Annotated in this window: 18 protein-coding genes; 6 read left to right on the forward strand and 12 right to left on the reverse strand. The window is 75.4% G+C overall.

The window, feature by feature from the left end; genetic code table 11:
- Positions 1-8: 8 nt before the first annotated feature.
- On the reverse strand, positions 9-383 hold the full coding sequence (locus ACWEFJ_RS20545; RefSeq protein ID WP_449714700.1) for a hypothetical protein: 375 nt from the start codon (positions 381-383) through the stop codon (positions 9-11).
- Positions 384-463: 80 nt separating this feature from the next.
- On the opposite strand from ACWEFJ_RS20545, the gene ACWEFJ_RS20550 reads away from it, so the two are divergent.
- From ACWEFJ_RS20550 to ACWEFJ_RS20565, 4 genes are all read left to right on the forward strand, one after another.
- Positions 464-793 (forward strand): hypothetical protein, encoded by a 330-nt coding sequence (locus ACWEFJ_RS20550; protein ID WP_449714701.1) that lies wholly within the window; start codon positions 464-466, stop codon positions 791-793.
- A 356-nt stretch (positions 794-1,149) separates the two neighbouring features.
- Entirely contained in the window at positions 1,150-2,316 is a 1,167-nt protein-coding gene (locus ACWEFJ_RS20555) for a glycosyltransferase (protein ID WP_449714702.1), read from the forward strand.
- A gap of 8 nt (positions 2,317-2,324) precedes the next feature.
- Entirely contained in the window at positions 2,325-2,696 is a 372-nt protein-coding gene (locus ACWEFJ_RS20560) for an RNA-binding S4 domain-containing protein (RefSeq protein WP_449714703.1), read from the forward strand.
- A gap of 517 nt (positions 2,697-3,213) precedes the next feature.
- Entirely contained in the window at positions 3,214-4,485 is a 1,272-nt protein-coding gene (locus ACWEFJ_RS20565; protein ID WP_449714704.1) for an acyl-CoA dehydrogenase family protein, read from the forward strand.
- Between the two features lie 157 nt (positions 4,486-4,642).
- Here ACWEFJ_RS20565 and ACWEFJ_RS20570 read toward each other — a convergent pair whose 3' ends face one another.
- The gene (locus ACWEFJ_RS20570; RefSeq protein WP_449714705.1) at positions 4,643-5,587 is read right to left on the reverse strand and encodes an EamA family transporter; all 945 of its coding nucleotides are present in this window, start codon (positions 5,585-5,587) and stop codon (positions 4,643-4,645) included.
- 39 nt (positions 5,588-5,626) lie between these two features.
- On the opposite strand from ACWEFJ_RS20570, the gene ACWEFJ_RS20575 reads away from it, so the two are divergent.
- Positions 5,627-6,157 carry a CGNR zinc finger domain-containing protein gene (locus ACWEFJ_RS20575; RefSeq protein ID WP_378094903.1) on the forward strand — a complete coding sequence of 177 codons (531 nt, stop codon included), beginning with the start codon at positions 5,627-5,629 and terminating at the stop codon, positions 6,155-6,157.
- Positions 6,158-6,170: 13 nt separating this feature from the next.
- On the opposite strand, the gene ACWEFJ_RS20580 is transcribed toward ACWEFJ_RS20575, so the two are convergent.
- From ACWEFJ_RS20580 to ACWEFJ_RS20615, 8 genes are all read right to left on the reverse strand, one after another.
- Complete coding sequence (locus tag ACWEFJ_RS20580; protein WP_449714706.1) at positions 6,171-7,040, reverse strand: SDR family oxidoreductase; 870 nt, start codon at positions 7,038-7,040, stop codon at positions 6,171-6,173.
- Positions 7,041-7,329: 289 nt separating this feature from the next.
- Complete coding sequence (locus ACWEFJ_RS20585; protein ID WP_449714707.1) at positions 7,330-8,547, reverse strand: hypothetical protein; 1,218 nt, start codon at positions 8,545-8,547, stop codon at positions 7,330-7,332.
- A 17-nt stretch (positions 8,548-8,564) separates the two neighbouring features.
- The gene (locus ACWEFJ_RS20590; protein WP_449714708.1) at positions 8,565-9,071 is read right to left on the reverse strand and encodes a SigE family RNA polymerase sigma factor; all 507 of its coding nucleotides are present in this window, start codon (positions 9,069-9,071) and stop codon (positions 8,565-8,567) included.
- A gap of 150 nt (positions 9,072-9,221) precedes the next feature.
- On the reverse strand, positions 9,222-10,328 hold the full coding sequence (locus ACWEFJ_RS20595; RefSeq protein WP_378090612.1) for an ABC transporter permease: 1,107 nt from the start codon (positions 10,326-10,328) through the stop codon (positions 9,222-9,224).
- A complete protein-coding gene (locus tag ACWEFJ_RS20600) occupies positions 10,328-11,212 on the reverse strand; it encodes an ABC transporter ATP-binding protein (protein WP_378090610.1) in 885 nt (294 codons plus the stop codon). Before ACWEFJ_RS20600 ends, ACWEFJ_RS20595 begins: the two co-directional genes overlap by 1 nt.
- Positions 11,213-11,413: 201 nt before the next feature.
- The gene (locus ACWEFJ_RS20605) at positions 11,414-12,085 is read right to left on the reverse strand and encodes a response regulator (protein ID WP_378090608.1); all 672 of its coding nucleotides are present in this window, start codon (positions 12,083-12,085) and stop codon (positions 11,414-11,416) included.
- Positions 12,082-13,380, reverse strand: coding sequence for a sensor histidine kinase (locus tag ACWEFJ_RS20610; RefSeq protein WP_449714709.1), 1,299 nt, complete (start codon positions 13,378-13,380; stop codon positions 12,082-12,084). Before ACWEFJ_RS20610 ends, ACWEFJ_RS20605 begins: the two co-directional genes overlap by 4 nt.
- Positions 13,381-13,425: 45 nt before the next feature.
- Positions 13,426-14,208 carry a class I SAM-dependent methyltransferase gene (locus ACWEFJ_RS20615; RefSeq protein ID WP_449714710.1) on the reverse strand — a complete coding sequence of 261 codons (783 nt, stop codon included), beginning with the start codon at positions 14,206-14,208 and terminating at the stop codon, positions 13,426-13,428.
- 50 nt (positions 14,209-14,258) lie between these two features.
- Here ACWEFJ_RS20615 and ACWEFJ_RS20620 point away from each other — a divergent pair, with 50 nt between their 5' ends.
- Positions 14,259-14,852 carry a TetR/AcrR family transcriptional regulator gene (locus ACWEFJ_RS20620; protein ID WP_449714711.1) on the forward strand — a complete coding sequence of 198 codons (594 nt, stop codon included), beginning with the start codon at positions 14,259-14,261 and terminating at the stop codon, positions 14,850-14,852.
- A gap of 14 nt (positions 14,853-14,866) precedes the next feature.
- Here the strand turns inward: ACWEFJ_RS20620 and ACWEFJ_RS20625 are convergent, their stop codons facing one another.
- Both ACWEFJ_RS20625 and ACWEFJ_RS20630 read right to left on the reverse strand, forming a co-directional pair.
- The gene (locus tag ACWEFJ_RS20625) at positions 14,867-16,663 is read right to left on the reverse strand and encodes a sensor histidine kinase (protein ID WP_449714712.1); all 1,797 of its coding nucleotides are present in this window, start codon (positions 16,661-16,663) and stop codon (positions 14,867-14,869) included.
- Entirely contained in the window at positions 16,653-17,366 is a 714-nt protein-coding gene (locus ACWEFJ_RS20630; protein ID WP_449714713.1) for a response regulator, read from the reverse strand. Before ACWEFJ_RS20630 ends, ACWEFJ_RS20625 begins: the two co-directional genes overlap by 11 nt.
- Positions 17,367-17,397: the final 31 nt, after the last annotated feature.

The following is a 17,397-nucleotide window of genomic DNA, read 5'->3' on the forward strand; positions in this document are numbered from 1 at the left end:
CCCGCGCCTCAGCGCCGGTTGGGCCTCGGCAGCAGGAGGTGCACGGCGAACGCGGCCAGGGTCGTGAGCACCACCTGGTACAGCAGCGACAACCGCAGGTCGCCGCCGACGGTGAACACGGCCTCCAACCCGGTCGTGACCACGCCCGCCAGGGAGAGCAGGCCGGTCACGTGCCAGCCGAAGAAGCCCGCCGACCAGGCGACCAGCGGCCACCGGCTGCGATCGGGGCGGCGCAGGACCAGGAAGGCGGAGAACGCGGCGGCGGCGTTGAACAGCACGCCCACCGCCCACAGTTCGGCCGGTCCGCCGGAGAGCAGCGTGGCAAGCGTTTGCACCACGATCAGCACGACGACCGACCAGCACCCGACCCGTGTCCTGTCCACGGGGCGGATGCTAGGACAACGGGGTCCGGGCCGGTCCGGCGACCGCGTTTGCCCCCGGACCGGCCGGGTAGCCGCCGGACATGAGCAACGACCTCCCGATCCCGGACTACGACCAGTTGTCCCTGGGTGACCTGCGGCATCGCATCCGCTCCCTCGACCGGGACGAGCTGAGCCGGGTCCTGGACCACGAACGGGACCACGGCGACCGGGTGCCGGTCGTGCAGGTGCTGACCGCGCGACTGGCCGAACTGGACGAAGGTGCCGAGCCCTCCGGCGGCGACCAGCGCAACGCGCCCGGGGCGAGGTCCACCTCGCACACGCCGCCCGTGTCGCCCGCCCACTCGCCGGACGACAACACGCCGTTGCGGCACGGCGTGGCCGGCCAGACGCCCTCGCGCGGCCGCTCCTGAGCGGTCGGCTCCCGGGGCCGCGCGGTCCCGGGCCGCCCCGGGCAACCACGCGCGGCTCCCGGCGCTCCACGTGGTTCCCGGCGACGAAGGCGCGGGTTCGGGCGGCTGTCCGCGGCCCGGCACGGCACCGGGTAGCGAGGTGCGGCTCGGCGCGACACCGGTGCGCCCGCGCGACCCCGGTGCGGCTCGGCATGGCACCGGGCGGCTCGGTTCGCTCGGCGCGGCTCGGCACGGCACCGGGCGGCCTGGTGCGGCCCGGCGCAGCTCGGTGCGGCTCGGCGCGTGAACGGGGTGCGGGTCGGCGGGAGCGGTAATTGGGTCGTGGTCGCGTGGTGGGGTCGCTCTAGAGTGGCTCGGTGCGCGTCCTGTTCACGTTCATCGGCGGGGTCGGTCACTTCGAGCCCATGGTGCCCCTCGCGTCGGCCGTGGCGGCCGCGGGGCACACGGTCGCGGTCGCGGCCGGACCGGCGCGGCGGGAGGCGGTCGAAGGAGCCGGGTTCACCGCGCTGGCCGTCGGCGAGGCCGGGCCGGAGCCGGTCGAGCGCCTGCCGCTGGCCGTGCCCGACCGGGAGCGCGACGACCGCGAGTTGCGCGAGGGGTTCGTGCGGCGTGGCGCGGCCGAGCGCGTGCCGCTCTACCTGGACCTGTTCGACCGGTGGCGGCCCGATGTCGTGGTGTGCGAGGAACTCGACTTCGGCAGCGTGCTCGCCGCCGAGAAGCTCGGCGTGCCGTGGGCGAACTTCCAGGTCATCGCGTCGGGCTCGTTCGTGCGGCCGGCGGTGATCGGCGAACCGCTCGCCGAGCTGCGCGCCGCCCACGGCCTGCCGCCGGACCCCGGGCTGGTCCTGCGCCACCGGCACGTGCTGTTCTCGCCGTTCCCGCCGAGCTTCCGCGACCCGGCGTTCCCGTTGCCGGGCACCGCGTTCCCGATCCGGCCGCCCGCCGGCCCGCCGGTCCCGTCCGCCACGCCCACCGTCTACTTCACGCTGGGCACGGTGTTCAACACCGAGTCCGGCGACCTGTTCGCCCGCGTCCTGGCCGGGTTGGCGCAGCTGCCGGTGGACGTGGTCGCCACCGTGGGGCGGCACGTCGACCCGGCCGAGTTCGGCCCGCAGCGGCCGGGCGTGCGCATAGCCCGGTTCCTGCCGCAGGCCGACGTGCTGCCGCGCTGCGACCTCGTCGTCTCGCACGGCGGCTCGGGCAGCGTCACCGGCGCGCTCGCGCACGGCCTGCCCACCGTGGTGCTGCCGATGGGCGCGGACCAGCCGCAGAACGCCGAGCAGTGCGTGCGGCTCGGCGTCGGGCGGAGCCTGGACCCGGTCGCCGCCGGCCCGGACGACGTGCGCGACGCGGTGGCCGCGGTGCTGGCGGACCCCGGCTACCGGCGGGCGGCGCGGCGGGTCCGCGCCGAGGTGCTCGACCTGCCGGAACCCGCCCAGGGGGTGCCGGTCCTGGAGCGCCTCGCCGAGCACGGTCGACCGCCGTCGGGGGCCGGTGCGCGGACGGCCGCCGACAGGTCATGATGTACGGCGTGGAGTCCACCCGGGTGGACCGCTGGCTGTGGGCGGTCCGGTTGACCAAGACGCGTTCCGACGCCGCCGCGGCGTGTCGGGGCGGGCACGTGCGGGTCAACGACAAGCCGGCCAAGCCCGCGACGTCCGTGACGCCGGGCGACGAAGTGCGGGCACGGGTGGGTGACAGGACCCGGATCGTGGAGGTCGTCCGGGTGATCCAGAAACGCGTCGGCGCGACGGATGCGGTGGGCTGCTTCATCGACCGCACCCCGCCGCCCCCGCCGCCGACCGAGGCCCCGGCGCCGGTCGCGCGCCGCGAGCGCGGCGCCGGCCGCCCCACCAAACGCGACCGCCGCGTCCTCGACCGGTTCCGCAGCGGTCGGCTCTGACCCCCGGCCGGACGACGATCCCACCCGGCCGAAAATTCGGACACAATGCCCGTACCGCCATTCGGGCGCAGTGGGTTTTTGCGAGCAACCTTCATAATGGGACCGAATGACGGAATGCGGTTCACCCGTTAACGGCGACTGTTCGCCAAAACCGCGAGCGAACTTCTTTCGTCACTTTCAGTCACCACAATGGATGACCCGAAGATCCGCTCTCCATTACCGCCGCACCACAAGTTCGCAGCTCTACGTACCAGCGGAAGCCCAGCTGTGACCAGGAGTAATGCGACGGTAACACTGTCTCGATCACCGCACGTGTCGATCAAGCGCGCCCTACCGCGACCGTTTTCCCACCTCCGCCCCATCGCCTCGGCGGGAGTCCGAAGCGACCTGGCACACCGGTGTTGCCGACGTTCCCCACCGCGGGTGTGATGGTCCGCGAATTCGTACCGGGCACACCGCACAACGGGGGAGTCGTGCTGCCCGGAAACGGCCGGAAATCAACCTTGGGGGAAATCACGTGAGTCTCACGACCAGCTACTTCACCACCCCGCAGCACGAGCGGCTGCGGGCGGAGGTGCGGGCGTTCGCGGAGGCGGAGGTCGCGCCCGCGGTGGCCGACATGGAGGAGTCCAAGGCCGTCCACCACGAGCTGTCCCGGCTGATCGCCCGCCAGGGCTGGATCGGCGTCACCGTCGATCCCCGGTACGGGGGCATGGGCCTCGGCCACCTGGCCAAGACCATCATCATCGAGGAGCTGTCCCGCGTCAGCGGCGCGATGGGTGCCATGGTGCAGGCGTCCCAGCTCGGCGTGGCGAAGATCGTCCACTTCGGCGACGAGCGCCAGAAGCAGCGGTGGTTGCCCGAGGTCGCCGACGGCTCCTGCCTGCCCACCATCGCGGTCACCGAGCCCGAGGCCGGCGGGCACGTGCTCGGCATGGCCGCGACCGCCGAACGGGTCGGCGACGAGTACGTCCTCAACGGCCGCAAGGTGTTCGTGGGCAACAGCCACGTCGGCGACCTGCACGGCGTGGTGGTCCGCACCGGGCCGGGCTCGCGCGGGCTGTCCGCGTTCCTGGTCGAGGCGACCGCGCCCGGCTTCTCGCTCGCGCCGCACCGCCCGGCCCTGGGCCTGCACGGCTTCAGCTTCGGCGAGCTGATCTTCGACGACTGCCGCGTGCCGGCCGGGAACCTGCTCGGCGCGGAGGGCGACGGCCTGGCCGTCGCCTACTCGTCCAGCGTGCTGTACGGCCGGCCGAACCTGACCGCCGTGTCGCTCGGCATCCACGCCGCGATCGTGGCGCAGGCGGTCCGCTTCGCGAGCACCCACCGGCGGTACGGCAAGCCGCTGGCCGACCTGCCCACCGTGAAGCAGAAGCTGGGCCAGATGCAGTCCCAGCTCATGACCGCGCGGCTGGCCGCCTACCACGCCGCGCACCTGCTCGACCAGGGCCTGCCGTGCGACGCGGAGCTGATCAGCGCCAAGCTGCTCAACGTGGAGTCCTCTTTGGACTCCGCACGGACCGCGATGGAGATCCACGCGGCGTACGGGCTCGACCCGGACCGGACGGTCGAACGCCTCCTGCGCGACGCCCACCACATCTACTCCCCCGCGGGCACGTCGGACATCCAGCGCCTGCGGCTCGCCGAGGTCGCGCTCGGCACCTACCGGGACCAGTGGTCGGTCCGGCTGGCGGACAAGCTCCGGGCGAGCAGCGTCGCGCTCGACCGGGTGACGCTGGTCGCGGGCGAGCCGGCGGCCCTCAAGGAGCCCGCGGTCGCCTCCTCCTGAGGACGGGCGGAGGGGTGTCCCGCCCGGGACACCCGCCGCGGGTCACCGCCGGGCTCCACCGCGCGGTCCACCGGGCGTCATTGCCGGGATTCACCCGGCTTCGCCGCGCGGTCCACCGGGCTTCGCCGCGCGGTCCACCGGGCTTCACCGCCGCTGATCACCGAGCTTCGCCGCGCGGTTCGCCGAGCTTCACCGCCACCACGCCGCCGAGGATCAACGCGCCGCCCACGAGCCGCACCCCGCCCGGGGCCTCGCCGAGCAGCAGCCACGCGAACAGCAGCGCGCTCACGACCTCGGTCAACGCCACGAACGACGCCAGCCGCGACCCGAGCCGCCGGACCGCGGCGATGCCCGCGACGTAGGCCAGCGCGGCCGTCACCACGCCCAGCGCGAGCACCGGCGACCACCACGGCACGGTGAACCCGTCGAACGCGACCGGCCGCGCCGACACCGCGAACGGCACGATCCCGACCGCGCCCGCCACCAGCAACGCGACACCGCCCAGCAGCAACCCGCCGGCGGCCAGCACGGTGCCGGGCAGCCCGTCGTCGTCCCGCGCCGACAGGACGAAGTACACCGCCGCGCCCACCATCGCGCCCAACGCCCACAGCACGCCCACGACGTCGGCCCGCGCACCGGACACCAGGTCGAGCACGAGCGTCAACCCCAGCAGGCCGAGCACCGCGCCCACCACGGTCAGCCGGGTGGGCCGCTGGCCGCGGCGCAGCCACAGCCAGGCGACCACGGCGACCGGCGCGGTGTACTCGACCAGCAGCGCGACGCCGACCTCCATGCGCGCGACGGCGTTGAAGAACGCCAGCTGGCACCCGGCGACCGCGGCGAGGCCGTAGGCGGTGATCAGCGGCGCGGTGCGGCGCAGCAGGCCCCACCGGCCGCGCAGCTGGAAGGCCGCCACGGGCGCGAGCACGACGCCCGCCAGCAGCACCCGCACCGCCACCGCGGCCGCCGAGGACCAGCCCGCGTCCATCAGCCCGCTCGCCAGCGGCCCGGACAACCCGAACGACGACGCCGACAGCACCGCGAAGCCCAACCCGGACCGCAGCCGCCCGCCCACCCGCGTGTCATGTGTCATCGTCGCCATGACCCATGACGCTATGGACCGCGGCGGTAATCTGTCAACATGGTTTTCACCCATGACACGACCGCGTCGCTGGTCGCCGCGGTCGCCTTGGTGAACTCGGCCGAGGAGCCGGACACGATGACCCGCCCGGCCCAGCTCGACGCGTTCTTCGCCGAGCACGGCTACACCGGCTCCCGCACCCGCGACGCGGCCGAGCTGGAGGCCGTCCGCGCGCTGCGCGCCCCGCTCCGCCGCCTGCTGACCAGCGACCGCGACACCGCCGTGCGCCTGGTCAACGACATCCTGGCCCGGCACCACGTCGTGCCCCAGCTCGTCCGGCACGACGACCAGGACTACCACCTGCACGCCACCGACCCGTCCACGCCGCTCGCCGACCGGATCGAGGTGGAGACGGCCATGGCGATGGTCGACGTGATCCGCGCCGACGAGCTGAGCCGGCTGTCGGTCTGCGCCGACGACACGTGCGGCGGGCTGGTGCTCGACCTGTCCCGCAACCGCTCTCGCCGCTACTGCAGCACCGCGTGCGGCAACCGGATCGCGGTCGCCGCCTACCGCGCCCGCAAGGGCTGAGCCGGGCGCGCGATCACGCGCCGGGCGACCGGCCCCGGGAGCCCGCCCCGACGAGCCGCGCGAGCGACGTCGCGGGGTGCCCGGTCAGGTCGGGCACCGCAGGGTCGACGTGGGCCAGCTCGCCGTTCGCGATGGCGGTGTAGGTCGAGACCCAGGCGTCGACCTGCCAGTCGGGCGCGCCGTAGCGGGCGCGCGAGCGGTACGCCTCGGCCACGGTCTCCGGGTGGTAGGTGATCGTCCGCCCGGTCGCGGCGGACAGCACGGCGGCGACCTCGTGCAGGGTCAGCGCCTCCGGACCGGTCAGGTCGTAGGTGCGGCCGGCGTGCGCGTCCGGGTCGGTCAGGACGGCCGTGGCGGCGTCGGCGATGTCGTCCTGCGCCACGGCGGCCACCCGACCGTCGCCGGCGGGGCCGCGCAGCACGTCGTCCTCGCCCACCATGGCGGGCAGGAAGTCGGCGTAGAGGTTGTCGCGCAGGAAGGTGAACCGCAGGCCACTGGCCCGGATGTGCTGCTCGGTGGCCCAGTGGTCGCGCGCGAGCGTGAACGTGGCGTCCGGCGCGGCGCCGGCGAACGAGACGTAGACGAGGTGCCCGACCCCGGCGTCCGCCGCCGCGTCCACGAACGCGCGGTGCTGGTCGACGCGGTCCACCGACTCCGACGCCGAGACCATGAGGACGGTCGGGACGCCGTCGAGGGCGCGGCGGACGGCGTCGCGGTCGGCGAACGCGGCCTGCGCCGTGGTGGCCCCCGGGAGCCGGGGCGCGCGGGAGGGGTCGCGGACGACGAGCACCTGGGCGTGGCCCGCGTCGGCGAGGCGGCGGGCGACGCGTCCGCCGAGGTGCCCGGTCGCGCCGGTGACCGCGAGCGGCGTGCTGGTCGACATGCCCGGCAGTCTCCCACCCCGCCACGACCCGGCGCGCGTTCGCCACCCTTCCGGGGAATGCGCCGGAACCGGGCGGTGCGGACGCGGGATCCCCCCTGTCCCGCGTCCGCACCGCCCGGTCACCCGCACCGGACCCGCCACGCCGATCGACCACACCGATCAGCCCGCCGGTCGGCGGCACCGGATCGGCCACGCCGGGTGGTCCGCAGGCGGTCGGCCACGCCGGGCGAACCACGCCGGGCGAACCACGCCGGGCGAACCACGCCGGGCGGCCGCGGGTCGGCCGCCGTCACCAGTGCAGGTCGGGCAGTTCCGCGATCCGGATCAGGTCCGCCTCCCCCAACGGCGGGGTCGGGCGGGTCGGGGTGCCGGACTCGCTGCCGTCCCCGGCGACGGCGGCGTTGGAGGTGTGGACGGTGAGCCGACTGCCGTCCGCCGCCCGCGCGTGCAGCGCGAGCCGGGTCAGGCCGCCGTCCGTCCCGGTCGTCAGCGCCGCCCGCCGACCGCCGGCCAGGTCCACCAGGCGGCACGTGGTCCCGGCGGGGCAACTCACCTCGCCCTCCCCGGGCTTCTCCACGGTCACCATGAGCCAGCCCCGGCCGGCCGCGTCGGACAGGTTGGCGAACGCGCGGTAGCCGCCCTGGCGGACGCGGAACCGCAGGGGCTCGTCGCCCGCGGCCACGGGCTCGGCCGCCAACCCGGCGGGCAGCGCGCCCGCCAGCACCGGGTCCAGCTCGGCCGCGCGGCGGTCGGACGGGTCGGCGGGCACCGGCCGCCCCTGCCACCGCACCCGCAGCTGCGGCGCGGCGGCGAGGGCGACGAGCTGGTCGTCGGTCAGCACCCTCGTCGTGGAGCCCGTCCCGCCGGTCTCCATGACGTGGACGAACGTGCCGTCGGCCCGCCACACGTCCGCGCTGACCAGGACCGCCTCCGTGCCCGGCTCGACGGTGACCCGCGCCGTCGAGCCGTCCGGCAGCGTCCGGGTCGAGCACCGCGTCCCCTCGTCGAAGAACACGCACTCGCCGGCCGGCTGACCGCCGAGCGCGCGGACGTACACGACGACCGTCCGGTCGCCGAGCCGGAAGTCGCCGCCCCAGCTCTCCGCGACCACGCACAACGTCAACGGGGTCGCCTCCACCCCGGGCGGCAGCGGCAGCGGCGACTGCCGGACCGCGTCGGTGAGCCGGCCCGACTCGGCCAGCTCCTCCGGGGTGGCCGTGCCGCGCGGCTGGTCGGCGAAACCGCCGGTCATCGCGGGCACCACGCAGCCCGGCGAGGCGGTGGCGGTCGTCGTGGGCGCGGGCGACAGCACCCCCGCGGGCGGGGCCGGCTCGCGCGTGGACCCGCCGGTCACGACCGCGGTCGTGGCGACCGCCGCGACGATCCCGGCCGCCGTCGCCGACAGCGCCCCGAGCCGCCGCCGGGCCCGCCGCCTGCGCCCGTCCGCCACGACGCGCTCGAACTCCAGGCCCAACCCCGGCTCGTCGGCCAGCGCAGTCCGGATCATGTCCCGCACCTCGTCGCTCACGAGCCCTCCCACAGCACGGTCGGCCTGGTCGCCAGCGCGCGCCGCAACGCGCTCAGGCCCTTGGACACCTGGCTCTTCACCGTTCCCTCGCTGCACCCGAGCGCCGCCGCCGTCTCCGCGACCGGCAGGTCCTCCCAGTACCGCAGCACGACGGCGGCCCGCTGCCGCGGCGGCAGCGACGCCAACGCGCGCCGCACGTCCATGGCCTCCTCGACCCCCGTCGACGTGCGGGCGACCTCCGGCACGGCCTCGACCACCGTCTCCGGCCGCCGGCCCCGCCACCGGGACTCGTCGATGACGGCCCGCACCAGCACCTTGCGCACGTACGCGTCGACCCGTCCGTCCCGGTCCAGGCGTCCCCAGTGCACGTACACCTTGGCCAGCGCGACCTGCGCGAGGTCCTCGGCCCGGTGCCAGTCACCGCACAGCAAGTAGGCGGTCCGCCGCACGACGGCCGCCCGTGCCTCGAAGTAGGCCCGGAACTCGCGGTCCCGATCGGGCACGTGACACCTCCTCCACTCGGTCACCCCCTATACGGCGACCGGGGACGGCCCGTTGCCCGTAACTTTGCGTGACGGGCGCACACGACGGGACGTCCCGGCGGGGCGTGAGCCGCCCGGCCGGGACGTCCGAGGTGAGCGCGGCGAACCCCCCTACTGCTCCCGCGCCCACGCCTTGGCCAGCGCCAGCTTGCCGCCGGTGTGCAGCAGCGACCCGGAGTACACCCGGCTCGCCAGCAGCACGATCAGCACGACGCTCGCGGCCAGCAGGCCCAGCGCCAGCAGCGGCTCCCACACCGCCGCCTCCCCGGTGAACAGCCGCACCGGCATCGCGATGGCCGACGAGAACGGCACGAACGACAGCACCGTGAGCACGGTGACGTTGTCGGAGAAGAACATCACGCCGAAGTACGGGCCCATCACCAGGATCATCACCAGGCTCATGCTCGACCCCAGGTCCTCCTGCCTGCTGACCAGCGACCCGGCGACCGCCCACATGGCGGCCAGCAGCACGAACCCCAGCACCAGGAACGGCACGAACCAGCCCAGCGCGGGCGCGATCAACGACAGCAGCTCCGAGTGCCCGCCCAGCCGCAGCGCGATGGGCGCGGCCACCGCGATCACCACCACCTGGCCGATCGTCAGCAGCGAGTGCCCCACGATCTTGCCCGCCAGCAGCGCCCGCACCGGCACCGTCGCCACCAGGATCTCCACGATGCGGGTCTGCTTCTCGGTCACCGTGCTCTGCGCGATCGCCACCCCGCTCATCCCGAACATCAGGAACACCAGCGAGAACACCATGATCGCGAGCTGCCGCTGGCCCTGGCCCACCTCGGCCGGGTCGAGCAGGTCCACCGGCGGCGCGGTGCTCAGCGAGGCGAGCACGTCGGTCGGCGCGTCGGACAGCGCCAGCACGCGCACGCCCGTGGCGGACTCCCCCGTGGTGTCGGGCACGACCGCCGCCTCGACCTCCTCCGAGCGGATGAGCGCCTCGGCGGCGGCCACGTCGGCGACCTCGCGCACCTCCAGCCCGCTGTCGGTCAGCACCCCGGCGGCGTCGCCGACCGCGGCGACCTTGGTCTCACCGCCGCCGAGCACCGTCGGCAGGATGGAGATCGCGAACAGGCCGACCACGATGACCGCGAGGCCGATCCAGAAACCCTTGGCCCGCAGGAACGTCTTCATCTCCCGCTCGGCGACCAGCCGGGTGGCCGCCGCGAAACCGCGGGACCCGCCGCCCTGCTCCGTCACGCCGGTCATCAGATCGCCTCCTTGAAGATCTCGTCGAGCGTCGGCACGACGGGGGTGAAGCTGCGCACGGAGCCGCGGCGCAGGGCGGCTTCGAGGACCACCTGGTCCGCGCCCGGGTCGCCGTCCGGTTCGAACACCACGCGGGGACCGTCGACGTCGACCACCCGCACGCCCGGCACGTCCCGCACCCACCCGGCGTCGGAGGCCACGACCAGCTCGAACCGCGCGGTGCCGTACCGGGCGCGCAGCTCGTCGCGGGCGCCGCCGACCGCGATCCGGCCGCCGGAGATGATCACGACGTCGTCGCACAGCCGCTCCACCACGGAGAGCTGGTGGCTGGAGAACAGCACGGGCACGCCGTTGGCGGCCCGCTCGCGCAGCACGCCGAGCACCGTCTCGACCGCGATCGGGTCCAGGCCGGAGAACGGCTCGTCCAGGATCAGCATGACGGGGTCGTGCACCAGGGCGGCGGCGACCTGAGCGCGCTGCTGGTTGCCCAGCGACAGCTCCTCCAGCTTGTCCTTGGCCCGGTGGCCCAGTTCGAGCTGGTCCAGCAGGCGCTCGGTGTTGCGCCGCGCCGTGTCCCGGTCCAGGCCGTGCAGCTGGCCGAGCCAGCTGATCTGCTCGGCGACGCCCATCTTCGGGTACAGGCCGCGCTCCTCGGGCATGTACCCGAACCGCTGCCGCACCGCGCCGGTCACCGGCGAGCCCTGCCAGGCGACCGTGCCCGCGTGCGCGGCGAGGACGCCGAGGACGATGCGCATGGTGGTGGTCTTGCCCGACCCGTTCGCGCCCAGGAACCCGGTCATGCGACCGGGGCGGACCTCGAAGGACACGCCGTCCAGGACCTGGTGGTCGCCGAAACTCCGGCTGACCGACGTCACTGTCAACATGCCCGCAACGCTAGGCGGCGGACGTGGGCGGAACGTCCGGCTGGAGATCGACTGCCGGGGTCATCCTCGCGGAGGACACGTGCACGGTCGATCACGCCGGGTGGCCGCCGAGCCGGGAACGCGCCGGGACGGACGAGGAGCCCGCACCGCCGGAAGCGAGGCCCGGGCGCTCACGGGACCGGCCGGCCCGACGCCCTCCGCTCAGGTCCGGCCCGGTTCCACGATCCCCTGCTCGTAGGCGAACACGACGGCGTGCGTGCGGTCGCGCAGGCCGAGCTTGGCCAGGATGCGCGACACGTGCGTCTTCACCGTCGTCTCGCCCAGGTACAGCGCCGCCGCGATCTCCGCGTTGCTCGCCCCGCGCGCCAGGTGCACCAGCACCTCGAACTCCCGGTCGGTCAGCTCCGACGGCCGGCGCGAGGGGGTGGCCGGGCCCGGCGCGGCGAACCGGGCGATCACCCGGCGCGTCACCTCCGGCGACAGCAGGGCGTCGCCCCGCGCCACCACCCGCACCGAGTCGACCAGGTCCTCCGGCGAGGCGTTCTTGAGCAGGAACCCGCTCGCGCCCGCCCGCAACGCCTCGAACAGGTAGTCCTCGCGGTCGAACGTGGTCAGGATGACGACCTTGATCGGGTGGCCCGCGCCGTCCGGCCCGAGGATGCGCCGGGTCGCCTCCAGCCCGTCGATGCCGGGCATCTGCACGTCCATCAGCACCACGTCCGGCTGCAACCGGCCGACGACGTCCACCGCCTCGACGCCGTCCCGCGCCTCGCCCACGACCTCGATGTCGTCCTCGGTGCCGAGGATCACCCGGAAGCCCGCCCGGACCAGGTCCTGGTCGTCGGCGAGCACCACGCGCAACGGAGTCGTCATGCGGGGAACCTCGCACGGACCCGGTAGCCCGCGTCACGGCGGGGTCCGGTCTCCAGCTCCCCGCCGTGCACCGCGACCCGCTCCCGCATCCCGACCAGGCCGAACCCGGCCCTGGCCGCCCCGCTGCCCCGGCCCCGGCCGTCGTCGGCGATCTCGACCTCCAGGCTGTTCTCCAGGAACCGCACCCGCACGTCGGCCTTGCGCGCGTCGGCGTGCTTCACCACGTTCGTCAACGACTCCTGCACGATCCGGTACACCGACAGCGCCACGCCCTCCGGCACCGGCCGCGGGTCGCCGTACACGCCGTGCACCACCTCCAGCCCGGCGGACCGGGCCTGCTCGGCCAGCTCCGGGAGCTGGTCCAGCCCCGGCGACGACGTCTCGCCCGCCGCCTCGGCGACCGCCTCGTCCGGGTCGGCCCGCAGCACGCCCAGCAGGCCGCGCAGCTCGCCGATGGCGGTGCGCGCGGTGTCCTCGACGGTCCGCAACGCGTCGCGGGCCAGCTCCGGGTCGCGGTCGAGCACCCGGCGGGCCGCGCCCGCCTGCACGCCCATCACCGACACGTGGTGCGCCACGACGTCGTGCAGGTCGCGGGCGATGCGCACGCGTTCGGCGACGATCGCGCCCCGGGTGTTCTGCTCCTGCGAGCGGCGCAGCTCCTCCGCCCGGTGCTCCAGCTCGGCCTGCCGGCGGGCCGACACCCACGCCATGTCGCCGAAGAAGTACGCGGCGAGGAAGAACAGCAGGTTGAACCCGATGCCGTAGAGGACCGACGCGAGCACGGGGTCGAGCGGGCCGGAGGCGCGGGCGAACTCGGGCGCGGGCTCGACCAGGAACCGCACCAGCCCGAACCCGAGCCAGGCGAACATCCCGACGACGACCGCGATCCGCGCCCACCGCGCCCTGGTCCGGTCGCGCCCCCACGCGCCCGCGCTGAACATCGCCAGGAACAACGCGACCGACGGCACGAGGTTGTCCCCGACCCGCCGTGACTGCGCCACGATGAACAGCACCGCGACGACGAGCAGCACCACCAGCGGGAACCGCCGCCGCGCCACCAGCGGCGCGGTCAGCACCGCACCCCAGGCGAACTGCTCGACCAGCGGCGGCCCGCCGTCCCACGGGCTCGCGCCCATGCTGCTGATCAGCACCGTCACCACGACGGTGCACGCCATCGCCGCCAGCGCGAGCCAGACGTCGTGCCGCTGCTGCGCCGGGGTGGGGCCGGGACGCCGCCACCGGGCCCAGTCCGGCTCGGCCCCGCGGCCGTCCTCGCGCGACCGTTCGTCCGTCATGCCCAGAACGTAACCCGAGCGCCGGCCGTCCCGGGACGCGGCCGCTCAGCGGGACCGGACCGCGGTGACCACGACGGTGGTGTAGGCCATCACGAAGCTGCCGCCCACCGCGTCGACGGCCGCGCCGATGCCGGTCAGCACCTCGTCCGCCCTCTCCGGCGGGATCAGGGCGTGCGCGCCCGAGGTCGGCGCCTGGTCCACCCACTCGTCCCGGGTGTAGGTCCGCTCCCAGTCGAACCGCTGCTCGCCGGGTTCGCCGAACGCCCCCGACCGCCGGATGCCGTCGACCGCCGCGGTGGTGAACGGCGAGGGGCCGCCGGCGGGGCGCGTCAGCGGCGAGCCCGGCAGCACCCGCCGGTAGACCTCGGCGAAGGCCGCCGCCAGGTCGGCGGGCGGCCGGGCGACGTTCCAGAACACGGCCAGCACGCCACCGGGCCGCAGCACGCGCGCCGCCTTGGCCGCGCCCGCGACCGGGTCCACCCAGTGCCAGGTCTGACCGGCCACGACCGCGTCGAACACCCGGCCGGCGGGGTCCCAGTCCTCGAACGCGGCCACCTCGACCTCGACGCCGCGCCGACGTGCCCAGGCGGCCATCCGGGGATCGACCTCGACCCCGAGCACCCGGCACCCGGCCGCCTGGAACAGGCGGGCCGCGATGCCGGTGCCCGCGCCGACGTCGACCACGTCCGGGCCCGGCGCGGCGGCGACGATCGCGGCCACGGCGGCGTCCGGGTAGGAGGGCCGGGTGCGGTCGTAGCGCTCGGGGTCCGCGCCGAACGACTCGGCCATGTTCCGCGCGCGATGGGGTTCCGACGGTAGAGTGGGCATGCGCCCACTATGAGTGGGCAGATGCCCACTCGTCAACCGAGAGGAGTGCCGTGCCGACCGGTGTGGCCATCCGCGACGTCCGCGAGCAGCTGTTCGACGCCGCCGACCGCATCCTGCTGCGGGACGGTCCCAGCGCGCTGACCAGCCGCGCGGTCACCGCGGAGGCGGGGGTCGCCAAGGGTGTCCTGCACCGGCACTTCGAGGACTTCGACGCGTTCCTGGCGGCCTTCGTGCTCGACCGGGTGCACCGGATGGACGCCCAGGCCGCGGCCCTGCGCGGGGCCGCGGGCAGCGGCACGGTCGGCGACAACCTCACCGACGTGCTGATCGCGTTGTTCGGGTCGGTGGCGGTGGCGATCGTGGCCCTGGTGACGTTCCGGGACGAGCTGCGCGCCCGGCTGCGCGAGACCTGGCCCGCCGGCGTCCCGGTGCTGACCGAGGCGGTGACCATGATCGAGACCTACCTGGCCGCGGAACGCGATCTCGGCCGCCTCGCGCCGGACGCCCCGGTCGAGGCGCTCGCGCCGACCCTCATCGGCACGGCGCACCTGCTGTTCGCCGATCGCGGCGGCGCGCGGCCGGGGCGGGACGCCGTGCAGCGGGCGGTGACCTCGGTCGTCGGCGCGGCCCTGCGCCAACCCTGACCGCCCGTCGCGCCTCAGGCGCGGTCCCTTCCGCGGTCGGCGGGTTCCCCGGTCGGCAGGCGGAGGGTGAAGGTGGAGCCCCGGCCGGGCGCGCTCACCGCGGTGAGCGTGCCGCCGTGCGCCTCGACCAGGTGCCTGGCGATCGCGAGCCCCAGGCCGCTGCCCCCGGTGGCGCGGCTGCGGGACGGGTCGGCGCGGTAGAAGCGGTCGAAGACGTGCGGCAGGTGGGCCGCGGCGATGCCGGTCCCGGTGTCGGCGACGGCGAACTCCACCGCGTCCGCGTGCCCGCGCACGGCGACCACCACGGACCCGCCGGCCGGGGTGTGCCGGATCGCGTTGGACACGAGGTTGCCCAGCGCCTGGCGCAGCCTGGCCGGGTCGGCCCGCACCACCACGGACCGGTCCGCCACGACCCGCAGGTCCACCCGGCACGCCTCCGCCCCGGCGCGGTGCGCGGCGACGGCCTGCTCGGCGAGGTCGGCCGCCTGCCGCTCCTCCGGGTGCACGCGCAGCATGCCCGCGTCGGCGAGCGCGAGGTCGTGCAGGTCGCTCACGAGGCGTTCCAGCAGGGACTCCTCCTCCAGCAGCGACCCGACCAGCGCCGGGTCGAACGGCAGCACGCCGTCCTGCACGGCTTCCAGGTGGCTGCGGATGTTCGCGAGCGGGGTGCGCAGCTCGTGGGCCACGTCGCCGACGAGCGCCCGGCGGCGGTGGTCGGCGCTCGCGATCGCGTCGGCCATGGTGTTGAAGGCGGCGGCGAGGCGGGTGATCTCGTCGTCGCCGCGCACCGGGACGCGGGTCGCGCGGTCGCCGGCCGCCATCCGACCGGCCGCGACGGTCAGCGCGCGGATCGGGCGCACCAGCCGGCGGCCGGCCGGCACCGTGACGGCGGCCGCGACGAGCAGGACGGCCACCACCGTCGCCGCCGTCCGCCACCGGCCGTCCGGGGAGAAGGGGTCGAACCGCTCGCTCGCGCCGAGGTACAGGTGGGCGGGCGCGGCGACGTACGGCCGCTTGGCCTCGGCCCGCGCGGACTCCAGGCACCCGGCCCAGGCCGGTGTCGCCGCCTGCCGCGGGCGCAGCGCCCGTGCCCCGGTCGGGTCGGTCGTGACCTCGTAGGCGAGGCCGTGCCCGGCCAGGCAGGGGACGGCCAGGTCCACCGCCCGCTCGTCGAGCGCCCGACCGGCCGCCGACGGCGCGACCAGCGCCTCGGGCACGCACGGGTCCGCCACCGGCTCACCCGGCCGCGAACCGACGACGTGGCGGCGGTGCGCGGCCGTCCGCTCGTGGGCGGTCGCGCGCAGGCAGTCCAGCGCCCGGTCGACGTGCGCCTGCCGCTGCCGCCGCTCCTCCTCGGTGAGCCGCCAGACGAAGAACCCGAGGCGCACGCCCAGCGCCGGGTCCCGCACCACCACGTTGGGCGGCGGCGCGCCGGCGGCGGGCGGCGGGCGGGTGGCGTCGATCGTCGCCGCGGGCGCGGCGGGCAGGTCGGCGGGGACGCCCCCGAGGAGCACGGCCGAGTCCACGAACGGCGTGCCGTCCGGTCCGGTGAGGGCGATGCGGCGGCCGGTGGCCTCCGCCAGCTCCCGCACGAGCGCGTCGACGCCGGTCCAGTCGCGGTGCTCGTCGGCGTAGGCGCGCAGCCGGGCGAGGATCCCGCCGTCGGTCGACAGCAGCGACGCGTCGGCGGCCGGGTCCTCGCGCGGCCGGTCGCCCGTGCCGCGGGTGGCGAGCACCGCGGTCGCGCCGACCGCGAGCGCCGCCACGGTCAGCGACAGCCCGACCAGCCGCGACAGCAGGCTACGGCGCACCGCCGTCCCCCTCCCCCGCGGTTTCGGCCAGCTTGTAGCCGACGCCGTAGACGGTGAGCAGGTACCGCGGCCGGGTGGGGACCGGCTCGACCTTGCGGCGCAGGTTGACCACGTGCGTGTCGATCGTGCGGCCGGTGACGTCGCGGTCGAAGCCGCCGACCCGCTCCAGCAGCAGCTGCCGGGTGAACGCCCGCCCCGGCGCGGCCGCGAGGCAGGCCAGGATGGCGAACTCGGCCGGCGTCGTGCCCACCGGGCGGCCGCCGGCGCGGACCTCGTGCCGGGCCACGTCGACCACCAGGTCGCCGACCCGGTACCGCGCCGGCTCGGCCCCCGTGACGCGGGCGGCGCGGCGCAGCACGGCGGACACCCTGGCGAGGAGTTCCCTGGGCCGGTAGGGCTTGGTGAGGTAGTCGTCCGCGCCGAGCGCGAGACCGAGCACCAGGTCGTCCTCGCCGGCCCGCGCGGTGAGCATGACGATCGGCACGTCCCGCTCGGCGCGCAGCGCCCGGCACACGGCCAGGCCGTCCAGGCCCGGCAGCATCACGTCGAGCAGCAGCAGGTCCGGCGGGCGGCGTCGCGCGTGGTCCAGCGCGGCGCGCCCGTCGTGCACCACGGTGGCCTCGTGGCCCTCGCGTTCGAGGTAGCGGCGGATCACCTCCGCCTGCTTGCGGTCGTCCTCGGCGACCAGGATGCGTGCCGGCATGCCCGGGAGTCTCGCCCGCGAACCTGTGAAT

The sequence above is a fragment of the Actinosynnema sp. NPDC004786 genome, assembly GCF_053601135.1.